This is a genomic window from Streptomyces sp. ID05-39B, from assembly GCF_033794725.1.
Lineage (GTDB): Bacteria > Actinomycetota > Actinomycetes > Streptomycetales > Streptomycetaceae > Streptomyces > Streptomyces bobili.
In genome coordinates this window covers 37,719-61,762 of sequence record NZ_JARGEF010000015.1, presented here as the reverse complement: position 1 = coordinate 61,762, position 24,044 = coordinate 37,719, and the positions used below count along the sequence as shown (strand labels likewise).

General features: G+C 72.7%; 19 protein-coding genes and 2 rRNA genes. 17 read left to right on the top strand and 4 right to left on the bottom strand.

Translation table 11 applies throughout. The features are described from left to right. The 4 genes from P1P75_RS06365 to P1P75_RS06350 all read left to right on the top strand — a co-directional run. Nucleotides 1–77 (top strand): 23S ribosomal RNA (locus P1P75_RS06365); the annotation flags it as partial. Nucleotides 78–178: 101 nt separating this feature from the next. Beyond that, nucleotides 179–295 (top strand): 5S ribosomal RNA (gene rrf, locus P1P75_RS06360). A gap of 5 nt (nt 296–300) precedes the next feature. Beyond that, complete coding sequence (locus P1P75_RS06355) at nt 301–1,848, top strand: hypothetical protein (RefSeq protein WP_319252414.1); 1,548 nt, start codon at nt 301–303, stop codon at nt 1,846–1,848. Then, nucleotides 1,740–2,507, top strand: coding sequence for a hypothetical protein (locus P1P75_RS06350; RefSeq protein ID WP_319252413.1), 768 nt, complete (start codon nt 1,740–1,742; stop codon nt 2,505–2,507). The genes P1P75_RS06355 and P1P75_RS06350 overlap by 109 nt, the downstream gene beginning before the upstream one ends. An 87-nt stretch (nt 2,508–2,594) precedes the next feature. Here the strand turns inward: P1P75_RS06350 and P1P75_RS06345 are convergent, their stop codons facing one another. Continuing rightward, nucleotides 2,595–3,878 carry a DUF1015 domain-containing protein gene (locus P1P75_RS06345; protein WP_319252408.1) on the bottom strand — a complete coding sequence of 428 codons (1,284 nt, stop codon included), beginning with the start codon at nt 3,876–3,878 and terminating at the stop codon, nt 2,595–2,597. A gap of 71 nt (nt 3,879–3,949) precedes the next feature. Between P1P75_RS06345 and P1P75_RS06340 the strand changes: the two genes are divergently transcribed. From P1P75_RS06340 to P1P75_RS06325, 4 genes are all read left to right on the top strand, one after another. Beyond that, nucleotides 3,950–5,014 (top strand): HAD-IIA family hydrolase, encoded by a 1,065-nt coding sequence (locus tag P1P75_RS06340; RefSeq protein ID WP_319252407.1) that lies wholly within the window; start codon nt 3,950–3,952, stop codon nt 5,012–5,014. 125 nt (nt 5,015–5,139) lie between these two features. Beyond that, nucleotides 5,140–6,183, top strand: coding sequence for an iron ABC transporter permease (locus P1P75_RS06335; protein ID WP_319252406.1), 1,044 nt, complete (start codon nt 5,140–5,142; stop codon nt 6,181–6,183). A gap of 107 nt (nt 6,184–6,290) precedes the next feature. Further along, on the top strand, nt 6,291–7,328 hold the full coding sequence (locus tag P1P75_RS06330; protein ID WP_319252412.1) for an iron chelate uptake ABC transporter family permease subunit: 1,038 nt from the start codon (nt 6,291–6,293) through the stop codon (nt 7,326–7,328). Then, nucleotides 7,325–8,194 carry an ABC transporter ATP-binding protein gene (locus P1P75_RS06325; protein WP_319252405.1) on the top strand — a complete coding sequence of 290 codons (870 nt, stop codon included), beginning with the start codon at nt 7,325–7,327 and terminating at the stop codon, nt 8,192–8,194. Before P1P75_RS06330 ends, P1P75_RS06325 begins: the two co-directional genes overlap by 4 nt. A 162-nt stretch (nt 8,195–8,356) precedes the next feature. On the opposite strand, the gene P1P75_RS06320 is transcribed toward P1P75_RS06325, so the two are convergent. Next, on the bottom strand, nt 8,357–8,704 hold the full coding sequence (locus tag P1P75_RS06320) for a sterol-binding protein (RefSeq protein WP_319252404.1): 348 nt from the start codon (nt 8,702–8,704) through the stop codon (nt 8,357–8,359). Nucleotides 8,705–8,746: 42 nt separating this feature from the next. On the opposite strand from P1P75_RS06320, the gene P1P75_RS06315 reads away from it, so the two are divergent. From P1P75_RS06315 to P1P75_RS06290, 6 genes are all read left to right on the top strand, one after another. Beyond that, a complete protein-coding gene (locus tag P1P75_RS06315; RefSeq protein ID WP_319252403.1) occupies nt 8,747–9,013 on the top strand; it encodes a hypothetical protein in 267 nt (88 codons plus the stop codon). 14 nt (nt 9,014–9,027) lie between these two features. Beyond that, nucleotides 9,028–9,843 carry a TlyA family RNA methyltransferase gene (locus tag P1P75_RS06310; protein ID WP_319252402.1) on the top strand — a complete coding sequence of 272 codons (816 nt, stop codon included), beginning with the start codon at nt 9,028–9,030 and terminating at the stop codon, nt 9,841–9,843. After that, a complete protein-coding gene (locus P1P75_RS06305) occupies nt 9,840–10,745 on the top strand; it encodes an NAD kinase (protein WP_319252401.1) in 906 nt (301 codons plus the stop codon). The genes P1P75_RS06310 and P1P75_RS06305 overlap by 4 nt, the downstream gene beginning before the upstream one ends. A gap of 356 nt (nt 10,746–11,101) precedes the next feature. Then, entirely contained in the window at nt 11,102–12,820 is a 1,719-nt protein-coding gene (gene recN / locus P1P75_RS06300; RefSeq protein ID WP_319252411.1) for a DNA repair protein RecN, read from the top strand. A gap of 88 nt (nt 12,821–12,908) precedes the next feature. Then, nucleotides 12,909–13,703, top strand: coding sequence for a hypothetical protein (locus tag P1P75_RS06295; protein WP_319252400.1), 795 nt, complete (start codon nt 12,909–12,911; stop codon nt 13,701–13,703). Nucleotides 13,704–14,094: 391 nt separating this feature from the next. Continuing rightward, entirely contained in the window at nt 14,095–15,216 is a 1,122-nt protein-coding gene (locus P1P75_RS06290; protein ID WP_319252399.1) for a glycosyltransferase family 4 protein, read from the top strand. 39 nt (nt 15,217–15,255) lie between these two features. Here the strand turns inward: P1P75_RS06290 and P1P75_RS06285 are convergent, their stop codons facing one another. Together P1P75_RS06285 and P1P75_RS06280 are read right to left on the bottom strand one after the other, a co-directional pair. After that, nucleotides 15,256–16,893: a PucR family transcriptional regulator gene (locus P1P75_RS06285; RefSeq protein WP_319252398.1), complete on the bottom strand. Its 1,638-nt coding sequence runs from the start codon at nt 16,891–16,893 to the stop codon at nt 15,256–15,258. Between the two features lie 61 nt (nt 16,894–16,954). Then, nucleotides 16,955–18,757, bottom strand: coding sequence for a glycoside hydrolase family 15 protein (locus P1P75_RS06280; RefSeq protein ID WP_319252410.1), 1,803 nt, complete (start codon nt 18,755–18,757; stop codon nt 16,955–16,957). A 533-nt stretch (nt 18,758–19,290) separates the two neighbouring features. On the opposite strand from P1P75_RS06280, the gene P1P75_RS06275 reads away from it, so the two are divergent. The 3 genes from P1P75_RS06275 to P1P75_RS06265 all read left to right on the top strand — a co-directional run bounded on the left by P1P75_RS06275 (nt 19,291) and on the right by P1P75_RS06265 (nt 23,957). Further along, nucleotides 19,291–20,958: a CTP synthase gene (locus P1P75_RS06275; protein WP_086768859.1), complete on the top strand. Its 1,668-nt coding sequence runs from the start codon at nt 19,291–19,293 to the stop codon at nt 20,956–20,958. Between the two features lie 141 nt (nt 20,959–21,099). Next, a complete protein-coding gene (locus tag P1P75_RS06270; RefSeq protein WP_319252397.1) occupies nt 21,100–21,726 on the top strand; it encodes an NUDIX hydrolase in 627 nt (208 codons plus the stop codon). 173 nt (nt 21,727–21,899) lie between these two features. After that, nucleotides 21,900–23,957, top strand: coding sequence for a tetratricopeptide repeat protein (locus tag P1P75_RS06265; RefSeq protein ID WP_319252396.1), 2,058 nt, complete (start codon nt 21,900–21,902; stop codon nt 23,955–23,957). Nucleotides 23,958–24,044: the final 87 nt, after the last annotated feature.

Here is a 24,044-nt window from a genome sequence, read left to right as displayed (position 1 = left end):
CTGGGTTGATAGGCCAGATGTGGAAGCCCGGTAACGGGTGAAGCTGACTGGTACTAATAGGCCGAGGGCTTGTCCTCAGTTGCTCGCGTCCACTGTGTTAGTTCTGAGGCAACGAACAGTTGCCGGCTTAGAGCTAAACAAGTAAAAAGTGTGCTTGTTCGCTCGAAACCATTAGGGTTTCGGTGGTCATAGCGTGAGGGAAACGCCCGGTTACATTTCGAACCCGGAAGCTAAGCCTCACAGCGCCGATGGTACTGCAGGGGGGACCCTGTGGGAGAGTAGGACGCCGCCGAACAATCTTTGGAAGGACCCCTGGTCCCCAGCGTTCACGCTGGGGACCAGGGGTCCTTTTGTTTTTCCAGGAAGCGCCGGGTAGCCGGCTGCGCGAGAATTACTTGCAGTACCGAAGACAGGAGTCACCCATGTCCACCAACTCTCCCGACGATCGACCGGAACGCGACCAGCGGCGACGGGACAGTGGGGACCGCGGAGACCGTGGCGAGCGCGGAGGCTTCCGCAGCGACCGCGGAGACCGTGGCGGCTTCCGTCGTGACAACGATCGTCCCGCTGCCGGCCGACGTGACGACAACCGTGGTGGCGGCGCGGGACGCCCCAGCGGGGGTGGCGGCGGATACGCACGGCGTGACGACCGCCGTGATGACCGGCGTGGCGATGACCGCGGTGATCGTGGTGGCTTCCGTCGCGACGACAGGCGCGACGACCGGCCGGCTGCGGGCCGTCGTGACGACAGTCGTGGCGGTCAGGGTGATCGGGGTTCGCGGCCGGCGTTCCAGCGTGACGACCGGGACCGTGGGCCGCGTCGTGACGACCGTGGTGACCGTCCTCCCTTCCGTCGTGACGATCGCGGTGACCGTGGTGAGCGGCCTCCCTTCCGTCGTGACGATCGCGGTGAGCGGCCTCCCTTCCGTCGTGATGACCGTGGTGACCGTCCCGCCTTCCGGCGCGACGACCGCCGGGACGACCGTCCGGCGGAGCGTCGTAGCGACGATCGGCGTGACGACCGCCGTAGCGACGACCGCGGAGACCGCGGTGGCTTCGTCCGGCGTGACGACCGCGATCGCGGACCGCGCCGTGACGACCGTGGTGAGCGGCCTCCGTTCCGCCGTGATGACCGTGGTGACCGTCCCGCCTTCCGGCGCGACGACCGCCGGGACGACCGTCCGGCGGAGCGTCGTAGCGACGACCGCCGGGACGACCGCCGTAGCGACGACCGCGGAGACCGCGGCGGTTTCGTCCGGCGTGACGACCGGGACCGTGGACCGCGCAGGGACGACCGTGGTGACCGTCCTCCCTTCCGTCGTGACGATCGCGGTGACCGTGGTGAGCGGCCTCCGTTCCGCCGTGACGACCGTGGTGACCGTCCCGCCTTCCGGCGCGACGACCGCCGGGACGACCGTCCGGCGGAGCGTCGTAGCGACGACCGCCGGGACGACCGCCGTAGCGACGACCGGGGAGACCGCGGTGGCTTCGTCCGGCGTGAGGACAGTCGTGGGGGCGAGCGTGGTGGGGATCGCGGTGGGTTCCGGGGACGGGACGACCGCGGTGGCCGGCCCGGTGGTTTCCAGGGGCGTGACGACCGTGGCGGGCGGCCCGGTGGCTTCCGTGGCCGTGACGACCGTGGCGGGCGCGACGACCGTCGGGACGACCGGCGTGGTGGTCGTCCCGGTGGCTACCAGGGGCGGGACGACCGGGACCGCGACCGCGAGCCGATCAAGCGGCTGCCGATCCCCGAGGACGTCACCGGCGACGAGATCGACAAGGACGTACGGCAGGAGCTGCAGAGCCTGCCCAAGGGGCTTGCGGAGGACGTCGCCAAGAACCTGGTGATGGTCGCGCGGCTCATCGACGAGGAGCCCGAGAACGCCTACGCGTACTCGAAGGTGGCGCTGCGGCTCGCGTCGCGCGTCGCCGCCGTACGCGAGGCTGCCGGGTTCGCGGCGTACGCCACACAGAAGTACAGCGAGGCGCTGGCCGAGTTCCGTGCCGCGCGGCGTATGACCGGGTCCGTGGAACTGTGGCCCGTCATGGCCGACTGCGAGCGTGGGCTCGGGCGGCCGGAGAAGGCGCTGGAGATGGCCGGCGCGCCCGAGGTGCACAAGCTCGACAAGGCCGGGCAGGTCGAGATGCGGCTCGTCGCGGCCGGTGCCCGGCGTGACATGGATCAGCTGGACGCGGCGATCGTGACGCTCCAGAGCCCCGAGCTGGCGTCGAACTCGGTGCAGCCGTGGACCGCGCGGCTGCGGTACGCGTATGCCGACGCGCTGCTCGCGGCCGGCCGTCAGGGCGAGGCGCGGGAGTGGTTCGCGAAGGCCGTCGAGGCCGACCGCGACAGCAGCACCGACGCCTCGGACCGGCTGGCCGAGCTGGACGGCGTGGAGTTCGTCGACGCGATGACCGAGGACGGCGACGACGAGGTCGCCGTCGAGGTCGAGGTCGAGGCCGAGGTTGAGCAGCCGGTCGAGGGCAAGGCCGACGACCAGGACTGACGTGCGTAGGTGAGGGAAAGGGGCTCGGCTCCGGTGTCATACCGGAGCCGAGCCCCTTTCTCTACCCTCTTGCTTGAGGCTTCCCGGTCAGAGGTCCAGGGTGCGCAGGACCAGGCCCGAGGCCGGTTTCGGGCCGAACGACGTCGACTTGCGGGGCATGGTGACGCCCTGGCGGGCGAGGTCGCGAACGACCTCCTCGCGGACCGGGTGCAGCAGTACGGCCGTACCGGCGTCGCGTTCGGCCTTGTCGACCGTGGCGGCCGTGTCGTGGATGTAGGCGATGCGGGTCGGGTCGTCCTCGGGGATGTGCCACACCTGGTCCAGGAGCGTGGTGTGCAGGACGGTCGCGTCCAGGGTGCGCCAGGCCTGCGGGCGGTCGGCGGGGACCGTACGGGCGAGCAGGGCCGGGTCCGGGCGGTCCAGGAGGTGGAAGGCACCGTCGCCGGCCAGCAGGAAGGCGTTGCCCTCGGCGCTCGCGTCCGCGAGGGCGTCGAGGGCCCCGGCCAGGGGAACCTCCAGACGCCGGACGCGGAACAGGCCCTCGACCGCGGCCAGTGCCTCCGCGACGGGGAGGCCGTGCAGGAGGCGGTGGATGGCACGGACGCGCAGGGGGTAGCGGGCGGTGTCTACCAGGAGAACCAGGCCGTCGTCCCAGGGGCTGGGGGAGCCGTGCTCCGCGCGTAGCCGCAGATACGTCGCCCAGCGGTGGTGGCCGTCGGCGATGAGGGCCTGGTGGCGGGCGAGGTCGGCCTGGACGCGGGCCACCTGGGCGGGGTCGGTGATCGACCAGAGGCGGTGGCTGAAGCCGTCCTCCGTGGTCGTCGACAGGAGCGGGTCCTGGCCGGCGGAGTGTTCGATGATCTCCGCCGCCGTGCCGTTGCCGCGGTAGGTGAGGAGCAGGGGTTCGAGGTTGGCCCGGGTGGCGCGCATCAGGGCCGCACGGTCGGCGACGATGTGCGGCATCACGTCCTCGTGGGGGAGGACGACGCCGGCCGAGGGCTCGGAGACCCGCAGGGTGCCGATGAGGCCCCGCTGGAGCATGCCGTCGGCGTGCCGCTGCTCGTAGACGTACAGGGCGGGTACCGGGTCGGTCGTGAGGACGCCCTCGTCGAGCCAGCGGCGGAGGGTGTCGGCGGCCTGTTCGTTGCGGGCGCTGGGCGTGGTCGCCTGAGGGAGGATCAGCCGGACGATGTTGTACGGGTCCGCGTCCTGGAGGTGGTGCAGGCCGTCGGGGCGGACCACGACGTCGTACGGCGGGGAGGTGACGGCGGCGAGACTTCCGACCCGGTCGGGGTCGTAGCGCAGGCCTCGGAACGGGGTGAGTTCCAGGCCTCGGGGCGCCGTCGCTTCCGAGTGACCTGCTGAGTTCATCCCGGCATCGTACGTGTGTCGGTGGCATGCGGGATGATCGGGGAAAGCGATCGAACGAGGAGCGATGTGGAATGAGCCGGAGCGTCAGGACGAGGCCCGAGGGCAGTGGGCAGGCCCTGAGCGAGGCGTACGACACGGCGCTGCTCGACCTGGACGGGGTGGTGTACGCGGGGGGCAACGCGATCGCGCACGCCGTCGAGTCGCTGGCGATCGCGCGCGCGGGCGGCATGCGGCTGGCGTACGTCACCAACAACGCGCTGCGCACGCCCGACGCCGTGGCGGAACACCTCACCGAGCTGGGCATACCGACCGGGGCGGACGAGGTCATCACCTCGGCGCAGGCGGTCGCCCGGCTGATCAGTGAGCAGGTGCCGGCCGGTGCGCGGGTCCTGGTCATCGGTGGCCAGGGGCTGCGGGTCGCACTGCGCGAGCGCGGGCTGGAGCCCGTCGAGTCGGCGGACGACGATCCGGCGGCCGTGGTGCAGGGGTACGGCGGACCCGACCTGGCGTGGGGGCGGTTCGCCGAGGCGTCGTACGCCGTCGCGCGCGGGGTGCCGTGGTTCGCGTCCAACACCGACCTGACGATTCCCAGCGGGCGGGGGATCGCGCCGGGGAACGGCGCAGCGGTGCAGGTCGTGCGGATCGCCACCGGTGCCGAGCCGCAGGTCGCGGGCAAGCCGTTGCCGCCCATGCACCGGGAGACGATCCTGCGGACGGGCGCCGAGCGGCCGTTGGTGGTCGGTGACCGGCTGGACACCGACATCGAGGGCGCGTTCAACGGCGGAGTGGACTCGCTGCTCGTGCTGACCGGGGTGACCGACGGGGCGCTGCTCCTCGCGGCCCCGCCGCAGCACCGGCCGACGTACGTGGACGCCGATCTGCGCGGCCTGCTGACCGGGCAGCCGGAGGTGGTGCAGGAGGGCGGTGGCTTCCGGTGCGGAGGATGGACGGCGTCGGCGGGCGCGACGGAAGTCCGCCCGGGGGAGCGCGGTCCCGTGTCGGGGAGGCTGGAACTCGACGGTGACGGTGCCGTCCTGGACGGGCTGCGGGCGCTGTGCGCGGCGGCCTGGACCGCGGCGGGCGAGGGATCGTGCGGCCTGGACGGCGGGAAGGCGCTGGCCCGGCTGGGGTTGTGAGCGCGGCGGTGTGGGCCGCGGTGGTGACAGGGGTCGTCGTGCTGGTCGCCCGACGGCCGTGAGAGGCGGCGCGTAGCCGTGACCAGGGATCGGGGCGGGATGGCAGGGTAGGCTAACCTAACCGCGTGTTGGTCGACAGTGTTCCCGAACAGCGCGCGGAGACCGCCCCCGCGCCCCCAACCCGCCGGGCGATACGTTCCCTCGGGTTGCTCGCTTCCCTCGTGGTCCTGCTACTGGTGGCGCTGGCGAGCATCGCCATCGGCGCCAAGGAGCTGTCCTTGGACCAGGTGTGGCACGGGCTGTTCCAGGACACCGGGACGTACGGCGATGTCGTCGTCGGGGAGCGCGTGTCGCGGACGGTGCTCGGACTGCTGGTCGGTGCCGCACTGGGGCTGTCCGGAACCGTGCTCCAGGCACTGACCCGCAATCCGCTCGCCGACCCCGGACTGCTCGGCATCAACGCGGGCGCGTCGGCCGCGGTGGTCACCGCCATCACCTACTTCGGCGTGACCAGCCTCAGCGGCTATGTGTGGTTCGCGTTCTTCGGCGCCGCGACGGTCGGCGCGCTGGTCTGGTTCCTGGGCGGCAGCCGGGGGGCCACGCCGGTGCGGCTCGCGCTCGCCGGGACCGCGCTCAGTGCCGCGCTCTTCGGGTACGTCCAGGCCGTGATGATCATGGACAAGGCGGCGCTGGCCCGGATGCGCTTCTGGACGGTCGGCTCGCTGACCTCGGCGACCGAGGACATGATCTGGCAGGTCCTGCCCTTCCTCGCGGCCGGCACCGTCCTCGCGTTCGCCCTCGCCCGGCCGCTGAACGCCATGGCCATGGGCGACGACACCGCCAAGGCCCTCGGCGCGCACCTCAACCGCACCCGGGCGCTGTCCATGCTCGCCGCCACCGTGCTGTGCGGGGCCGCGACCGCCGCCTGCGGGCCGATCGTGTTCGTCGGCCTGATGGTCCCGCACGTCGTCCGCTCCTTCACCGGGCCCGACCTGCGCTGGATCATGCCGTACGCGGCGATCCTGTCGCCCGTGCTGCTGCTGGGCTCCGACGTGATCGGCCGGGTCGTCGCCCGCCCCTCGGAGGTCCAGGTCGGGATCATCACCGCGATCATCGGCGGCCCGGTCTTCATCTTTCTCGTACGACGGCGGAGGACGGCCCAGCTGTGAAGACCGCACCCAAGTCCACATCCGAGTCCACATCCGAGTCCGCATCGAAGACCGCACCCGGCACGGCGCCGGGGACCGCGCGGACCGGTCCTGCCGTCACCCGGACCGTGGGCACCCGCCGTGCCCTGCGCACTCCCGGCGGGCTGTCCCTGCGGATGGACACGCGCGCGCTGATCGTCGTGGTCGTGCTGGCGCTGGCCGCGTGCGCCGCGAGCGTCGTGCTGATCGGCACCGGCGACTTCCCGATCTCCACCGGCGACGTACTGAAGACGCTCGTGGGCGACGGCACCGAGGGCCAGGAGTTCATCGTCAACGACCTGCGGCTGCCGCGGGTGATCGTCGGTCTGCTGGTCGGCGCCGCGCTGGGGCTCGGCGGCGCGGTGTTCCAGGCCGTCTCCCGCAACCCGCTGGGCAGTCCGGACATCCTCGGGCTCGGCCAGGGAGCCACGGCCGGCGCGCTCGTCGTGATCGTCCTGATGTCCGGCTCCGCCAACCAGGTCGCCGTCGGAGCGCTCATCGGCGGACTGGTCACCGGCGCCGCCATCTACCTGCTCGCCTGGAAGCGGGGCGTGCACGGCTACCGACTCGTCCTCGTCGGCATCGGCGTGTCGGCGATCGCGACCGCGGTCAACGGCTACCTGATCACCAAGGCCGACCTCGTCGACGCCGCCCGCGCGGTCGTGTGGATGACCGGCTCGCTCGACGGCCGGGACTGGAAGCAGGTCTGGCCGCTGCTCGTCCTGTGTTGTGTGCTCGTCCCGCTCGTCCTCGCCAACGCGCGCGGGCTGCGGATGATGGAGATGGGCGACGACGTCTCCAACGCCCTCGGGGTGCGCGTGGAGCGCGTACGGCTGCTGCTCATGGTGTGCGCCGTCCTGCTCACCGCCTCCGCCACCGCCGCCGCGGGACCCGTGGCCTTCGTGGCGCTCACCGCGCCGCAGCTCGCCCGGCGCCTCACCCGCTCACCCGGACCGAACCTCGTGCCCGCCCTGTTCATGGGCGCCGCCCTCCTCGTGACCGCCGACTGGGCCGCGCAGCGCCTGTTCGGTGACGGACAGCTGCCCGTCGGCGTGGTCACCGGCGTCCTCGGCGGGGTCTACCTGCTGTGGCTGCTGGTCACCGAGCGCAAGGCGGGCCGGATATGAGCAGCGCCACCACCCGTGTCAGCCGCGGGCTGAACAACCGAAGGAGCACCGTGAACCGCCTGTCCGCCGAGAACGTCACCCTCGCCTACGACCAGCGGGTCATCGCCGAACAGCTGTCGGTGGAGATTCCCGACAACTCGTTCACCGTGATCGTCGGCCCCAACGCGTGCGGCAAGTCGACGCTCCTGCGGGCGCTGTCGCGGATGCTGAGGCCGAGCGAGGGCCGGGTGCTGCTCGACGGGCAGGTCATCCAGTCGATGCCCGCGAAGAAGGTCGCCCGGACGCTGGGCCTGCTACCGCAGTCCTCGATCGCACCGGACGGCATCACGGTCGCCGATCTGGTGGGCCGTGGCCGCTACCCGCACCAGGGCATCCTGCGCCAGTGGTCGACCGACGACGAGCGGGTCGTCCAGGAGTCCATGGCCCGGACCGGCGTGGCCGAACTCGCCGACCGGTACGTCGACGAGCTGTCCGGCGGTCAGCGCCAGCGCGTGTGGATCGCCATGGCCCTCGCCCAGCAGACTCCGCTTCTGCTGCTCGACGAGCCGACCACCTACCTCGACATCCAGCACCAGATCGACGTCCTGGACCTGTGCGCCGAGCTGCACGAGGAGCAGGGCCGCACCCTGGTCGCCGTCCTGCACGACCTCAACCACGCCGCCCGGTACGCCACCCACCTCATCGCGCTGAAGGAGGGCACGGTCATCGCGCAGGGCGCACCCGAGGACGTCGTCACGGCCGGGCTGGTCGAGGAGGTCTTCGGGCTGCGCTGCCAGGTCATCGACGACCCGGAGACGGGCACGCCGCTGGTGGTGCCGGCCGCGCGGAAGGCCCGCGCGCGCGTGGCGGTCACGGAAGCCTCCTGACGGCCGGGGAAAGCCGCTGACCGCCGAGGAAGCTGCTGACGACGAAAGGCTTCTGACCGCCGAGGAAGCTGTGGACCGCCAAGGAGGCATCCTCGGCGGTCAGGGAGCGTCACGGGCGCCGGGATTCGCTGACGCCCCACGCTCGCGGGAACTGCCGGACGGTCAGAGGAGTTTCCTGAGCTGGAGCAGGTCCCTGATGCCCGCCTCCAGCCGCACCCGTCCCGCCCCCCAGGCCTTCGCGAAGTTCAGCTCACCGTCGACCAGCGCGACCAGGTCGTCGCCGGTCATCCGCAGCCTGATGCCGGCCCGCTCGCGAGGAGGACCCTGCAAGGTGTCGCGCACCACGATCCGGCCGCCCGTCATCCGGCCGACGAACGTGACATCCAGGTCGGTGATCCAGCAGCTCACCGAGCGGTCCAGGGTGGCGGCAGCCCGGACGTCCCCCTCGGCGCTGCCCATGTTCTCCGAGAGCTTCTCGAGTGCGGCGCGGCACTCCTCGATCGTGGCCATCGCGCTCGACGGTACCGCAGCGGTTCGGGGTAGCGTCGGGGCATGAGCGACACAGTTCCGCAGGCGGAGGCCGCGGCCCAGGAGCAGGAGTACGACCCCTCCGCTCCGGCCCCGCTCCAGGTGCCCCGTACGCCCACCGGCGACGCCGGGGTGGACGCCCACCTGGACCGGCTGGCGGAAGCAGACCACCTCGCCACGGACGGACACCTGGAGGTGTACGAGGATGTACACCGGGGGCTGCGCGACGCGCTCACCGCGCTCGACGCCCGCCCGGGACCTCCGGTGCCCCCATCGACGTACAGCAGGTAGGAGCTGAACCGAACGTGGCAGGAGTCGCACGTCGTCGTCTGGACGCGGAGCTGGTGCGCCGCAAGCTGGCGCGCTCGCGTGAGCACGCCGGCCAGCTGATCGCCGCGGGGCGGGTCTCGGTCGGGAAGACCGTCGCCACCAAGCCCGCCACACAGGTGGAGACGGCGGCGGCGATCGTCGTCTCCGTCGACGACAGTGATCCCGACTACGTGTCGCGGGGCGGGCACAAACTCGCCGGTGCCCTGGAGGCGTTCGTGCCGCAGGGGCTTCTCGTCGAGGGGCGGCGGGCGCTGGACGCCGGTGCGTCCACCGGCGGATTCACCGATGTGCTGCTGCGGGCGGGGGCCGTGCACGTGGTCGCCGTCGACGTCGGTTACGGCCAGCTCGCATGGTCTCTGCAGAGCGATGAACGCGTCACCGTCAAGGACCGTACGAACGTACGCGAGTTGACGCTCGAAGCGATCGATGGGGAGCCAGTGGATCTTGTCGTGGGGGACTTGTCCTTCATCCCGCTCGGGCTGGTGCTGCCGGCCCTGGCGCGGTGCACCAAGCCGGACGCGGACCTGGTGATGATGGTGAAGCCGCAGTTCGAGGTGGGTAAGGAACGGCTGGGCAGCGGGGGTGTCGTGCGCAGTCCGCAGCTGCGGGCCGAGGCGGTGCGGGGCGTGGCCCGCAAGGCGTGGGACCTGGGACTCGGCGTGAAGGGCGTCACGGCCAGTCCGCTGCCGGGACCCTCGGGCAACGTCGAGTACTTTCTGTGGCTCCGGGCCGGGGCGCCTGCCCTGGACCCGGCCGATGTTGACCGTGCAGTGGCGGAGGGGCCGCGTTGACACAGAACCGAGCTCGTACTGTTTTCCTCCTGGCCCACACCGGGCGGCCCGCCGCGATCCGCAGCGCGGAGCTGGTGGTGAAGGGGTTGCTGCGCGAGGGCATCGGGGTGCGCGTCCTGGAGTACGAGGCCGCCGACCTGCCCCTCCCCAAGGAGGTGGAGCTGGTCAGCGAGGCCACCCCGCAGTGCCTGGAGGGCTGCGAACTGCTCATCGTCCTCGGCGGTGACGGGACCTTGTTGCGCGGCGCTGAGTTCGCGCGGGCGTCCGGGGTGCCGATGCTCGGCGTGAACCTCGGCAGCGTCGGCTTCCTTGCGGAAGCCGAGCGGGACGACCTCGACAAGGTCGTCGACCGGGTGGTGACGAGGTCGTACGAGGTCGAGGAGCGGATGACCGTCGACGTCGTCGTGCACCGCAACGGGGACATCGTGCACACGGACTGGGCGCTGAACGAGGCGGCCGTGCAGAAGGCCGGCGCGGAGAAGCTGCTCGAGGTGGTGCTGGAGATCGACGGGCGGCCGGTCACCGGGTTTGGCTGCGACGGGATCGTACTGTCGACGCCGACCGGGTCCACCGCCTACGCGTTCTCGGCGGGCGGGCCCGTGGTGTGGCCCGAGGTCGAGGCGTTGCTGATGGTGCCGATCAGCGCGCACGCCCTGTTCGCCAAGCCGCTGGTGACCTCGCCGAACTCGGTGCTCGCGGTGGAGCTGCTGCCGCACATTCCGCCGGGGGTCCTGTGGTGCGACGGCCGGCGGACCTTCGAGCTGCCGCCGGGGGCCCGGGTGGAGGTGCGGCGGGGTGCCGTGCCGGTGCGGCTGGCCCGGCTGCATCACGCGTCCTTCACCGACCGGCTGGTGGCCAAGTTCGCGCTGCCCGTCTCGGGATGGCGCGGGGCCCGGCACTAGGGCCTCTCGTTCGGATCATGCCGGCGTCGCGGGGTCCGGCACGCAATCCCCCACTGCCTCAAGGGCGTGGGGGGACCCCCAACCGCGTTGTCGTCGGTCTCCCCCACTCTCGGCTCCGTTCGAGCGGGAGGGGCCCCACCGGCTCCGCCATCCCTCCCTCCTCCGCCTTGCAGCTGCACGCACCAGACCCCGCTCGGGTCAGCCGGGAGGAACCGTCGGTCACTGCCGGCCTGATCCGAACGAAAGACCCTTGCCGCACGGACGGTGCCGGGGGAGGAAGGCCGGCTCGTCCGGTTGACGGGGTGCCTCGCACTTCCTCCCTCCGACCTCGTAAGGTCGTGTCCGTGTTGGAGGAGATGCGGATACGGTCGCTCGGAGTCATCGACGACGCTGTCGTCGAGCTGTCGCCAGGCTTCACCGCGGTCACGGGTGAGACGGGCGCGGGCAAGACCATGGTGGTCACCAGCCTCGGGCTGCTGCTGGGCGGGCGCGCCGACGCCGCGCTCGTGCGGCTCGGTGCCGACAAAGCGGTCGTGGAGGGGCGGATCACCGTGCCCGCGGGCACTTCGGTGGCCGCGCGCGCCGAGGAGGCCGGGGCCGAACTCGACGACGGGGCGCTGCTGATCAGCCGTACCGTTTCGGCCGAGGGGCGGTCGCGGGCGCATGTCGGCGGGCGGAGTGTGCCCGTCGGGGTGCTCGCCGACCTCGCGGACGAGCTGGTGGCCGTGCACGGACAGACCGACCAGCAGGGGCTGCTGAAGCTGTCCCGGCAGCGGCAGGCGCTGGACCGGTACGCGGGCGACGCGGTCGCCGCGCCCCTCGCCAAGTACACGGAGGCCTACCGGCGGCTGCGGACCGTCTGCGGCCGGCTCGAAGAGATCACCACGCGCGCGCGTGAACGGGCCCAGGAGGCCGACATGCTGCGCTACGGCCTCGACGAGATCGCCGGTGTCGAACCGCGCGCGGGCGAGGACACGGAGCTGGCGGAGGAGGCGGAGCGGCTCGGGCACGCGGAGGCGCTGTCCTCGGCCGCCACGGCCGCCCACGCGGCCCTGGCGGGCAACCCGGAGGACCCAGAGGGCATCGACGCCGCCACGCTCGTCGCGGGCGCCCAGCGGGCCCTGGAGGCCGTGCGGTCGCACGATCCGGCGCTGTCCGCGCTCGCCGACCGGATCGGCGAGATCGGGATCCTGCTCGGCGATGTCGCGGGGGAGCTGGCCGGCTACGCCGACGACCTCGACGCCGATCCGCTGCGGCTGGCGGCCGTCGAGGAGCGCAGGGCCGCGCTGACCGGGCTGACCCGGAAGTACGGCCAGGACGTCGACGAGGTCCTCGACTGGGCCGAACGCGGCGCCGCGCGGCTCGGGGAACTGGACGGCGACGACGAGCGGATCGGCGAGCTGACCGCCGAGCGGGACGCCCTGCGCGCCGAGCTGAGCGGGCTCGCGCAGGCGCTGACGGACGCGCGGACGGAGGCCGCCGAGCGGTTCGCCGCAGCCGTGACCGCCGAGCTGGCCTCGCTGGCGATGCCGCACGCGCGCGTGTCGTTCGAGATCCGGCAGACCGACGACCCGCTGGGCGTGGAGGTCGGCGGCCGCACCGTCGCCTACGGACCCTCCGGCGCCGACGAGGTCGAGCTGCTGCTCGCCCCGCATCCGGGGGCTCCGCCGCGCCCCATCGCCAAGGGCGCCTCCGGCGGTGAGCTGTCGCGCGTGATGCTGGCCGTGGAGGTCGTGTTCGCGGGGACGGACCCGGTGCCGACGTACCTCTTCGACGAGGTCGACGCGGGCGTGGGCGGCAAGGCCGCGGTGGAGATCGGGCGGCGCCTGGCGCGGCTCGCGAAGACCGCGCAGGTCGTCGTCGTCACCCACCTGCCGCAGGTCGCCGCCTTCGCCGACCGGCAGTTGCTGGTCGAGAAGACCAACGACGGGTCCGTGACCCGGTCCGGTGTGAAGGTCCTGGAGGGCGAGGACCGCATTCGGGAGCTGTCCCGGATGCTCGCGGGCCAGGAGGACTCCGAGACGGCACGGGCCCACGCGGAGGAACTCCTGGAGACGGCACGCGCGGACGCGTGACGGCTGTCGGGCGGTTGCCGGGCCGAGAGGGCGGGAGGGCTACCTGCGGGGTGGCCGTCCCGCCCTCCCGGCTTCCTGGAGTGGCCCGATGATCACACGAAGGAGCGGCAGCAGGAGTGCCGCGTTCGCCGTGGCGGCCGGCGTCGCGCGCGGGGGAGCGGCGGCCCTGCGCGCGGCGGCGCCCGGTGGGCGGGCACGCTGGGAGCGGACGAACTTCGCCGGCCGGACCGTGGAGTTGTACGCCGGTCCTGCCGCCGTCCTCGCGGCCGTGGCCGGGGCGGCACGGGTGCGCCCGGCGGTGGCCGGGGCGGTCCTCGCCGCCGGGGCCTGCGGGGCGTACGACGACCTCGTGGGCGCCGGTGATCCGCGGCGCGGCTTCCGGGTGCACCTGGGGGCGCTGCGGCGGGGCGAGGTCACCAGTGGGACCGTCAAGCTGGGCGGGATCTGCGCGGCGGGGCTGCTGGCCGGGGCCCTGCTGAAGGAGCGGCCCGTGGACAGGGTCCTCGCGGGTGTCGTGATCGCCGGGGCGGCGCACTTCGTCAACCTCGTGGACGTACGTCCCGCACGGGCCGCCGGTGCCGTGCTCGCGCTGGCCGCGCCGGGGCTGCTGCGGTCGGGGCCGGCCGGTGAGCTGGCCGCGGTGGCGGCGGGGGTCGCGGCGGCGGTGCTGCCCGACGATCTGAGGGAGCGCGCGATGCTCGGTGACACCGGGGCGCACGCCCTCGGCGCGCTGCTGGGCGCGGCGGTCGTGGTGGGGAACGGGCGCCCGGGGCTCGCGGCGCACGCGGCCGCGTTGGTGGGCGCTGCGGTGTACGGGGAGCGGGTGAGCGGGGTGGCGCGGGTCCCCTGGGGGGTGCGGGCGCGGGGGCGCGAGCCGGTGTGAGCGGGGTGACGCGGTCGGCCGTGACCCACCCCGTCGGTCCTTTCGGACACGCCGGGAGGCCGGGCCGCGTGTGCCGCGGTGCCGTCAGCCGCGCACGGGCAGGCTTCCGCCGCACCCCGCGAAGGGCTCCCGCGCCGCCCCTGGCAGGCCGTCACCGAGCCCGGCCGACCGGCTCACCCGTCGAACGGAACCCCGCCCTCCTTCACTCGTGTGGGTGACATGCGGAGGCGTGTTGCCGGGGCCGCGGGTGCTCGGCGGCACGGAACACCCGTACGTCCTGGCATCCTTGGGCGGAGGACATGGAGGAGCGCGAGCGGTCCACCCCTGTGCCCGAGTCCCTTCTGTACGTTCCTTCGTGACCGACCGACGCCGAACCAGGAGCCCCGGCCACGTGAGCAGCCACTCACCGCACGGCCAGTCGCCGCTGCGCACCGTGCAGGTGCTGGGCGGCGGCAATGCCGCCAGCAGCGCCCATGTGCGCTCCCTGGCCGCGGGGCTCGTCGCGCGGGGCGTGCGGGTGACGGTGTGCGCCCCCGCCGAGTCCGATCACGCCTACGACTTCACGGGCGCCGGAGCCGACCACGTGCCCGTGCCGCGCAGCAGCGATCCCTCGTCCGTGGCCGCGCTGCGGGCGGCCTGCACCGACGCCGACCTCGTCCACGCGCACGGACTGCACGCCTCCTTCCGGGCCGTGCTCGCGCTCGGCGGGCGGCGCACCCCGCTCGTCGTCACCTGGCACAACCGGGCCCATGCCGAGGGCGCCCGCGCCCATCTGCTGCGCCTGCTGGAGCGGCGGGTCGCCAGGGCGGCCGCCGTGGTGCTGGGCACCACCTCCGACCTCGTGGACCGGGCGCGCCGCACCGGTGCCCGGGACGCCCGGCTCGCCGCGGTGGGACTCCCCGGACCCCGCAGGGCCGAGGAGGATCCCGAGCGGCCGCGTGCGAAGGTGCGGGCCGAACTCGGCGCGATCGGCCGCCCGTTGCTGATGGCGGTCGGCTCCCTCGAACGCCCCCGCGGTTACGACGTCCTGCTCGACGCCGCCCGCGTGTGGGGCAGGCTGGACCCCGTGCCACTCGTCGCGGTCGCCGGGGAGGGGCCGCTGCGGGCGGAACTCCAGCGCCGTATCGAGGACGAGGCACTGCCCGTCCGGCTCCTCGGGCGGCGGGACGACGTGAGCGAACTCCTGGCCGCCGCCGACCTCGCCCTGCTGCCCGGCGCGGGCGAGTCGCGCTCGGTGCTGGCGCAGGAGGCCCTCCACGCGCGCGTGCCGCTCGTGGCCGCGCTGACCGGCGGCGTGCGCGAACTCGTCGGCGACGCGGCCGAACTCGTGCCGCACGGCGACGCGGACGCCTTCGCCGACGCCGTCGTACGCCTCCTCGCGGCCCCCGAACGCTGCGACCTGCTCCGGGAGTCGGGCATTCGGCAGGTGGCCACCTGGCCGAGCGAGGACGAGACCGTCGCCCAGGTCCTCAGCGTGTACGACGAGTTGACGCGGCCGCTGCCGATGATCTGACGCGTGCCCGCGTGGCCCCGCCGACGGGTCGGGGGAACGTCAGGGCACGAGCCGTCGGGCCCGCAGCGCCAGGCTCAACGCCAGGACCGTCTGCGGGTCGTCGAGGTCGGTGCCCAGCAACTCGCCGATGCGGGCGAGGCGGTTGTAGAGCGTCTGCCGGTTGAGGTGCAGCTCGCGGGCCGTCTCCGCCTTGCGCCCCGCGTGCGCCAGGTAGGTCTCCAGGGTGGGCAGCAGGGGCGGCCTGGAGCGGCGGTCGTGGTCGCGGACCGGACCGATCGCGCGGTCCACGAAGGCCGCGAGATCGGGATGGTCGCGCAGCCGCCACAGCAGCAGGTCGATGTCGAGGCGGCGGGCGTCGTACCAGGGCCGGTCCGACAGGCCCTGCGCCGCCGTCGCCGTCTCCGCCGCGTGCCGAAGGCCCGCCGAGGCCGCCGCCCAGCCGCCCGCGACGCCGACCACCACGACCGGCGGCTGAGCGCCCGGCCGCTGGATCCCGGCCCGCTCCACCCCGGCCCGCAGCGCCGCCGCGACCCGGTCGGCGACCGCCGACCGCTCCGACTCCGAGCGCAGACCCACCAGCAGCGGTACCCGGCCCTCCACCGGCCGTACGCCCAGCAGTACCGGCACCCCCACCGAGGCCAGCTCCTCCGCGACCGCCCGCGCCAGCACCGCCCAGCCCCCGCCGGGGGACAGCGTGTCGCCCAGGCGCATGACGACCGGCAGCAGCGGGCTGTCACCGGGCTTGAAGCCGAGGACACGCGCCTGCGCCGGAGCGTCCTCCGCCGCGATACGGCCCTCGGCGAGGTCGGTCAGGAAGTCGCCCCGGCCGCGCGCCGCCAGCTCCTCCTCCTGCCGTGCCTGCATCAGCACCACGGCGAGGATCCCGGCCGCCCGCTCGGCGGCGATCCTGTGCACCGGCGCGAGCGGCGCGCGCACCGGCAGCAGCGCGAGCCGGGCGCGCACCGCACCCGCCCCCGGCCCGCCGCCCGGCACGTCCACCAGCACCGAATCGGCCGGCGCCTCCTTGTGCGGGCCACGCAGCCCTTCCCACACCTGGAGCGGATCGGCTCCCTCGGGTCCGGACCCGGCCGCGTACAGCAGCTGCCCGTCGGTGGTCTCCAGGAACACCGGGTTGTCGCTGAAGTCCGCCAGGATGCCCAGCACCTGGGGGATGCCGCCGCCGCCCAGCAGCGCCTGGGTGCAGCGCCGGTGCACCTCCTCCGCCTGCTGGAGCAGGGCGTAGTGACCGTTGACGATCTCGGTGTGGATCTCCTCGGTGACCGCGACGAACGGCACCTCCCGGTGCAGCTGGACCAGTGGCAGACCGGTCGAACGGGCCGTCTCCACCAGCGCCACGGGCAGCCGGTCGAAGCGCGGACCCAGCTCGATCACCAGCGCCGCGATGCCCCGCTCGGCGAGGGTGCGCACGAACGCCCGCTGCTCGGCCGGGCGGGTGCCGAGGCCGTAGCCGGTGGTCAGCAGCAGTTCGCCGCCCTTGAGCAGGGAGGCGATGTTGGGAACCTCACCGGCGTGCACCCAGCGCACCGTGCGGCCCAGCCGCTCCGCGCCCGCGAGGATCTCCGGCAGGCCGCTGCGCAGGCCGGGCAGCTCCAGTGCCCGCCGCACGGTGATGCCGGCGCCCCGGCTGTCGAATCGTGGGTCCGCGTGGCTGTCCATGCAGCGGACGCTACCCGCGGACCCGGCCGGGCCACATCTCCCGGCCGGCCGCGGACCCGCCTCAGCCGCCGTACGCCCCCGAGGCCGTCAGGCGCAGGGCCGTGTCGATGAGGGGGACGTGGCTGAAGGCCTGGGGGAAGTTGCCCACCTGGCGCTTCAGCCGGGGGTCCCACTCCTCGGCGAGGAGGCCCAGGTCGTTGCGCAGGGCCAGGAGCTTCTCGAAGAGCTTGCGGGCCTCGTCGACCCGGCCGATCATCGCCAGGTCGTCCGCCATCCAGAACGAGCAGGCCAGGAAGGCGCCCTCGTCGCCGGGGAGGCCGTCGACGCCCTCGCTGTCGCCCTCGGTGGGGTAGCGCAGGATGAAGCCGTCCGAGGTGGACAGCTCGCGCTGGATCGCCTCGATGGTGCCGATCACGCGCTTGTCGTCCGGGGGAAGGAAGCCCATCTGGGGGATGAGCAGCAGGGAGGCGTCCAGCTCCTTCGAGCCGTAGGACTGCGTGAAGGTGTTGCGCTCCTTGTCGTACCCCTTCTCGCACACGTCCCGGTGGATGTCGTCGCGCAGCTCGCGCCAGCGCTCCAGCGGGCCGTCCGCGTCACCGGACTCGATCAGCTTGATGGTGCGGTCCACGGCCACCCAGGCCATCACCTTGGAGTGCACGAAGTGGCGGCGTGGGCCGCGCACCTCCCAGATGCCCTCGTCCGGCTCGTCCCAGTGCCGCTCCAGGTAGCGGATCAGCTTGAGCTGGAGCAGGGAGGCGTAGTCGTTGCGTGCCAGTCCGGTCATGTGGCCCAGGTGCAGGGCCTCGGTGACCTCGCCGTACACGTCCAGCTGGAGCTGGTGCGCCGCACCGTTGCCCACCCGGACCGGGGCGGAGCTCTCGTAGCCGGGCAGCCAGTCCAGCTCCGCCTCGCCCAGCTCACGCTCGCCGGCGATGCCGTACATGATCTGGAGGTTCTCCGGGTCGCCCGCGACCGCGCGCAGCAGCCACTCGCGCCAGGCGCGGGCCTCCTCGCGGTAGCCGGTGCGCAGCAGCGAGGACAGGGTGATGGCCGCGTCGCGCAGCCAGGTGTAGCGGTAGTCCCAGTTGCGGACGCCGCCGATGTCCTCGGGCAGGGAGGTGGTGGGGGCCGCGACGATGCCGCCGGTGGGGGCGTACGTCAGCGCCTTCAGCGTGATCAGCGAACGGATCACCGCCTCGCGGTAGGGCCCGTGGTACGTACAGTGCTCGACCCACTCGCGCCAGAAGTCCTCCGTGGCCTGGAGCGACTGTTCCGGCTCCGGCAGCGCGGGCGGCTCCTTGTGCGAGGGCTCCCACGAGATCGTGAACGCGATGCGGTCACCGGGGGCGACCGTGAAGTCGGCGTACGTCGTCAGCGACTTCCCGTAGGTCTCTGCCTCCGTGTCGAACCACACGGAGTCCGGACCGGCGACGGCGACCGTACGGCCCTCGTGCTTGTGCACCCAGGGCACGACCCGGCCGTAGGAGAAGCGCATCCGCAGGGTCGAGCGCATGGGGACGCGGCCCGAGACGCCCTCGACGATGCGGATCAGCTGGGGGGCGCCGTCACGCGGGGGCATGAAGTCGGTCACCCGGACCGTGCCGCGCGGGGTGTCCCACTCGGATTCCAGGATCAGTGAGTCGCCCCGGTAGCCGCGCCGGGCCGCGCGCGGTGGCTCGGCGTCGGAGGCGTGCGCCGGACCGAGCCGCCAGAAGCCGTGCTCCTCGGTGCCCAGCAGCCCGGCGAAGATCGCGTGGGAGTCGAAGCGGGGCAGGCAGAGCCAGTCCACCGTCCCGTCGCGGCAGACCAGAGCGGCTGTCTGCATGTCTCCGATGAGTGCGTAGTCTTCGATGCGCCCGGCCACGTGCAACTCCAGTCGAACGGCCACGTAGGCCCCCATGAGGGGGCTGTCGCTTGGTGCGGTCAAGGGGGAATGTGTTGTCTTGAGTCGTTGAGCGGTGAAGCAAAGCAGTCGCTCAGCCGAGTTGGCAAAACGCCAATTCTTGCTCAACGAACTGACGAGCTCTCATTGTTCCGGTGGGTACGGGCTGGGGTGTGCCGTCTTGCCGGCCGGGCTCGGCAGCGAGTGTCCGAGCAGGATACGACGCACGTAGATGATCCGCGTGCCGCTCCGGACAACGCGGGTGGGCCGAACGGGTGAGCAGTGGGTGAGGACCCGGTAAGGGTGTGTCCCGGGGTGCCCGGCCGTGCGCGGAGCGTGGTCGGAAGCCATCTCCCCGAGGCGCTGATACCCTGGTGGCCCGTGGACCGGTGGGCACGAAACCCCCGAACCGCAGCGACGGCACCCCCGGAAATCTCCGGCAAGAACCGCTGGTGAAAGCCTCCGGGAGCCGCTCCGCACCCCCAGATCGCGACCACGGGAGCCCCCTCTTGGCCATGCCGCCCGCTGCTTTCCGAAACAGCTCCGCCACGACGACCAAGCACATCTTCGTCACCGGGGGTGTCGCCTCCTCCCTCGGCAAGGGGCTGACCGCCTCCAGCCTCGGCATGCTGCTCAAGGCGCGGGGCCTGCGCGTCGTGATGCAGAAGCTCGACCCGTATCTCAACGTCGACCCCGGCACGATGAACCCCTTCCAGCACGGTGAGGTGTTCGTCACCAACGACGGCGCCGAGACCGACCTGGACATCGGGCACTACGAGCGCTTCCTCGACCGCGACCTCGACGGCTCCGCCAACGTCACCACCGGCCAGATCTACTCGACCGTGATCGCCAAGGAGCGCCGCGGCGAGTACCTGGGCGACACCGTGCAGGTCATCCCGCACATCACCAACGAGATCAAGCACCGCATCCGCCGGATGGCGACCGACGAGGTCGACGTGGTGATCACGGAGGTCGGCGGCACGGTCGGCGACATCGAGTCGCTGCCGTTCCTGGAGACCGTCCGCCAGGTCCGCCACGAGGTCGGCCGGGACAACGTCTTCGTCGTTCACATCTCGCTCCTGCCCTACATCGGTCCCTCGGGCGAGCTGAAGACCAAGCCCACCCAGCACTCCGTGGCCGCCCTGCGCAACATCGGTATCCAGCCGGACGCGATCGTGCTGCGCTGCGACCGCGAGGTCCCCACCGCGATCAAGCGGAAGATCTCGCTGATGTGCGACGTCGACGAGGCCGCCGTCGTCGCCTGCCCGGACGCCCGCTCGATCTACGACATCCCCAAGACCGTGCACGGCGAGGGCCTGGACGCCTATGTCGTCCGCAAGCTGGACCTGCCGTTCCGTGACGTGGACTGGACGACCTGGGACGACCTGCTCGACCGCGTCCACAACCCCGACCACGAGATCACGCTCGCCCTGGTCGGCAAGTACATCGACCTGCCCGACGCCTACCTCTCGGTCACCGAGGCGCTGCGCGCCGGCGGCTTCGCCAACAAGGCCCGCGTGAAGATCAAGTGGGTCACCTCGGACGACTGCAAGACCCCGGCGGGCGCCAAGGCACAGCTCGCCGACGTCGACGGGGTCTGCATCCCCGGCGGCTTCGGCGACCGCGGTGTGCTCGGCAAGGTCGGCGCGATCCGTTACGCCCGCGAGAACAAGATCCCGCTGCTCGGGCTGTGCCTCGGCCTCCAGTGCATCGTGATCGAGGCGGCGCGCGACCTGCTCGACATCTCGGACGCGAACTCCACCGAGTTCGACCCGGCCACCGCCCACCCGGTCATCTCCACGATGGCCGAGCAGCTCGACATCGTCGCGGGCGAGGGCGACATGGGCGGCACCATGCGGCTGGGCATGTACCCGGCGAAGCTGGCCGAGGGCTCGATCGTGCGCGAGGTCTACGACGGCAAGGAGTACGTCGAGGAGCGGCACCGGCACCGTTACGAGGTGAACAACGCCTACCGCGCGGAGCTGGAGAAGAAGGCGGGCATCCTGTTCTCCGGCACCTCGCCGGACGGCAAGCTCGTCGAGTACGTGGAGTACCCGCGTGACGTCCACCCGTACCTGGTCGCCACGCAGGCCCACCCCGAGCTGCGCTCGCGGCCGACACGTCCGCACCCGCTGTTCGCCGGGCTGGTGAAGGCCGCGGTCGAGCGGAAGACTTCGAAGTAACACACCAGCTTGTACGGTGGCCGGGGTGCTTCTCCTCAAAGGTGAGCACCCCGGCCTCTTTTTATCGGTTCGATGTGGCCGGGTTTCCGCTGGCCCGACTACTTTCGGCCGGTTTCTTTTGTGCGTGTGGAAGGACAGGGCATGACGATCAAGGACACCGCGCAGGCGTGGGAGATCCGGGCGACGGAGACCCCCTTCGTGGGCAACAAGACCTCCGTGCGTACGGACGAGGTGCTCATGCCCGACGGCTCCCTCGTGCGCCGTGACTACCAGGTCCACCCCGGCTCCGTGGCCGTCCTCGCCCTGGACGGCGAGGACCGTGTCCTGCTGATCAAGCAGTACCGCCACCCCGTGCGGCAGAAGCTGTGGGAGATCCCGGCCGGCCTGCTCGACGTGCCCGGCGAGAACCCGCTGCACGCCGCGCAGCGCGAGCTGTACGAGGAGGCGCACGTCAAGGCCGAGGACTGGCGGGTGCTGACCGACGTCTACACCACCCCCGGCGGCTGCGACGAGGCCGTACGCATCTTCCTGGCCCGGGGTCTCGCGGAGGCCGACGGGGAGCGCTTCGAGGTCGAGGACGAGGAGGCCGACATGGAGCACGCGCGTGTGCCGGTCGACGAACTCGTCCGGGGGGTGCTTGCCGGCGAACTGCACAACAACTGCCTCGTCGTGGGCGTCCTCGCGCTGGTCGCCGCCCGGAGCGGTGAGGGGATCGACGCGTTGCGCCCGGCGCAGGCACCGTGGCCGGCCCGTCCCTTCGAGGCGTGACCGCCTCGGCGCACCTGCTACCGACGTGTGCGGTATGACGATCGGCTGATCCGATCGGGGGATGTCACCGCCGCGCTCCTCACGGAACGTCGCAGAGCGTGAACTAGGCTCGGGAATCGCCCGATCCGGAGTCCCGGCGGGCTTGCGCGTGCGGTGGGACGGGAGTGTGGCCCGTGACGGATCAGGCAGTGGACACAGGCGGCGTGCAGCTGTCCGGACACGCTGCGACGGAGGGCCATTTCCTGGGCCGCACCCGGGAGTTGAAGGAACTGCGCGCCGACATCGAGCGCGCGGGACTGGACACCCTCTCCGGGAGGAAGGCCCCCCGCGCGCGTGTGCTCCTCATCGCCGGACGGCCCGGTTCCGGCCGTACGGCGCTGGCCGAGGAGTTCGTCCGGCAGGTCGCCGAGCGTTACCGGGACGGCGTGCTGCGCGTCCGGCTCGGCGAACCCGACGGCACACCCGTTCCCGTCGAGCGCGCCGCCCGTGAACTGCTCGCCGCGCTCGGCCGGCCGGTCCCGCCCGGCGCCGGTGAGGAAGACCTCTCGGCCACTTTGCGCGAGGCCCTCACCGAGCGGCGCGTGCTGCTCCTGCTCGACGACGCGGCCGGTGCCGACCAGGTCGACGCCCTCCTCCCGGACACCCCCGAGTGCCTGGTCGTCGCCGTCTCGGCGGGCCCCCTCACCGGAATCTCCGACGTACGGCCCTGCACCCTGGGCGGCCTGGACACCAAGTCCGCCCTCGACCTGCTCACCCGCCACACCGGCTCGGTCCGCATCACCGTCGACCCGCGGTCCGCCGAGGGCCTCGTCGAGGCCTGCCAGGGGCACCCCGCCGCCCTGATCCTGGCCGGCGGCTGGCTCGCCGCGCGGCCCAAGTCGGCGGTCGCCGACCTCGCCAAGCAACTGCACGCCGAGGGCGACGACGGATCCCCCCTCAGCCGGGTCTTCCGGCTCGTGCACGCCACCCTGCCCGCGGCCGCCGCGCGGATACTGCGACTGCTCAGCCTGGCGCCGGCCGGCCTCGTCGACCCGCACACCGCCTCCGCGCTCGCCGGCTGCTCGATCGGCGCCGCGCGCACCACCCTGGACGACTTCGTCGCCCTGGGCCTGCTGCGGACCGTCGCCTCGCCGCTGTCCCAGTACGAGGTCCCCGGCTGCCTCCAGCCCCTGCTGCGGACGGCCGCCGAGACCCATGAGCGGCCGGCCGAGCTCCAGCTGGCCCGCGCCCGCATGCTGGAGCGGACGGTACGGCTGCTCCAGTCCTGCCGGGCGATCACCGAGACGGACAACCCGCAGGCCAGAGAGAAGCTCCAGGGCATGCCCCGCGCCCTGCGCTTCGCCACCCCGCGCGCCGCCGCCGACTGGCTGCGCGCCCGCCGGCCCGCCCTGCTCGCCTCCGCCCGCCTCGCGGTCGCCGACGGCGAGCTGGACACCCTGGCCAGGCGCCTGATGTCCCAGCTGGTCAGGGCGATGGTCGCGCACTTCGGCACCCAGGGCGCCGCGCCCGACCTGTACGGCATCCACCAGCTCGTCCTGGACGTCGCCGAGCGCCGCGATCTGCCCCGCGAGAAGGCCGCCGCCCTGCTGAACCTGGCCGACGTCGACGCGCGCACCGGGCGCACCGCCGAGGCTCTGGCGCGCTACCGGGCCGCGCTGGACGCCGGACGGGAGGCGAACGACCCGTACGCGACGGGCCGCGCGATGGAATCCGTAGGCGGCGCCCATCTGGAGCTGGGGGACTACGACCGGGCCGCCGACTGGTTCGGCCGGGCCCTCGCACAGCGGCAGGCACGCGACGAGCGCGCGGACGCCGCCCGGCTGTACGGCCGTATCGCCACCGCCCACACCTACGCCGGCCGGTACGGCGAGGCGCAGCGGGGCTGGCGGGCCGCGGCCGCCGGGCACCGGAAGAGCGGCGATGTCGCCGCCGCCGCGCGGGCGTTGAGCGAACTGGCGCGAGTGCAGGAGTACGCCGGCCGGCCCGAGGAGTCGCTGCGCACCTGCCAGGAGGCGGTGGAGTGGGCCAAGCGCGCCGACGACATCCGTCTCCAGGCCGCTCTCCAGCTCCGGCTGGCCGACACGCTGGAGCACCTCGACGACCCCGAGGCGGCCCGTCTGCACCGGGCCGCGGCCGAGCGCATCCTGGAAGAAGAGCCCGGAGACCGTGATCCGGAGCCGGAAGATGGAGCTAACGCCTGCGAAATCCGCAGTGCACCCGCTGAAGGTTGATGCAATGAAAGGCTAGACAGCAGGAACACCTTCATTAGACTGGCTCTGCCGCACGTTCTCCTGCGGTGCATCCCGGTGCGTCCGCTA

What these genes read in the sequence shown, in the direction of transcription:
- P1P75_RS06345 (WP_319252408.1), bottom strand. Translation starts at nt 3,878, where the DNA reads ATGAACTCAGCAGGTCACTCGGAAGCGACGGCGCCCCGAGGCCTGGAA.
- P1P75_RS06340 (WP_319252407.1), top strand. Translation starts at nt 3,950, where the DNA reads ATGAGCCGGAGCGTCAGGACGAGGCCCGAGGGCAGTGGGCAGGCCCTG.
- P1P75_RS06325 (WP_319252405.1), top strand. Translation starts at nt 7,325, where the DNA reads ATGAGCAGCGCCACCACCCGTGTCAGCCGCGGGCTGAACAACCGAAGG.
- P1P75_RS06320 (WP_319252404.1), bottom strand. Translation starts at nt 8,704, where the DNA reads ATGGCCACGATCGAGGAGTGCCGCGCCGCACTCGAGAAGCTCTCGGAG.
- P1P75_RS06315 (WP_319252403.1), top strand. Translation starts at nt 8,747, where the DNA reads ATGAGCGACACAGTTCCGCAGGCGGAGGCCGCGGCCCAGGAGCAGGAG.
- recN (WP_319252411.1), top strand. Translation starts at nt 11,102, where the DNA reads ATGCGGATACGGTCGCTCGGAGTCATCGACGACGCTGTCGTCGAGCTG.
- P1P75_RS06295 (WP_319252400.1), top strand. Translation starts at nt 12,909, where the DNA reads ATGATCACACGAAGGAGCGGCAGCAGGAGTGCCGCGTTCGCCGTGGCG.
- P1P75_RS06285 (WP_319252398.1), bottom strand. Translation starts at nt 16,893, where the DNA reads ATGGACAGCCACGCGGACCCACGATTCGACAGCCGGGGCGCCGGCATC.
- P1P75_RS06275 (WP_086768859.1), top strand. Translation starts at nt 19,291, where the DNA reads ATGCCGCCCGCTGCTTTCCGAAACAGCTCCGCCACGACGACCAAGCAC.
- P1P75_RS06270 (WP_319252397.1), top strand. Translation starts at nt 21,100, where the DNA reads ATGACGATCAAGGACACCGCGCAGGCGTGGGAGATCCGGGCGACGGAG.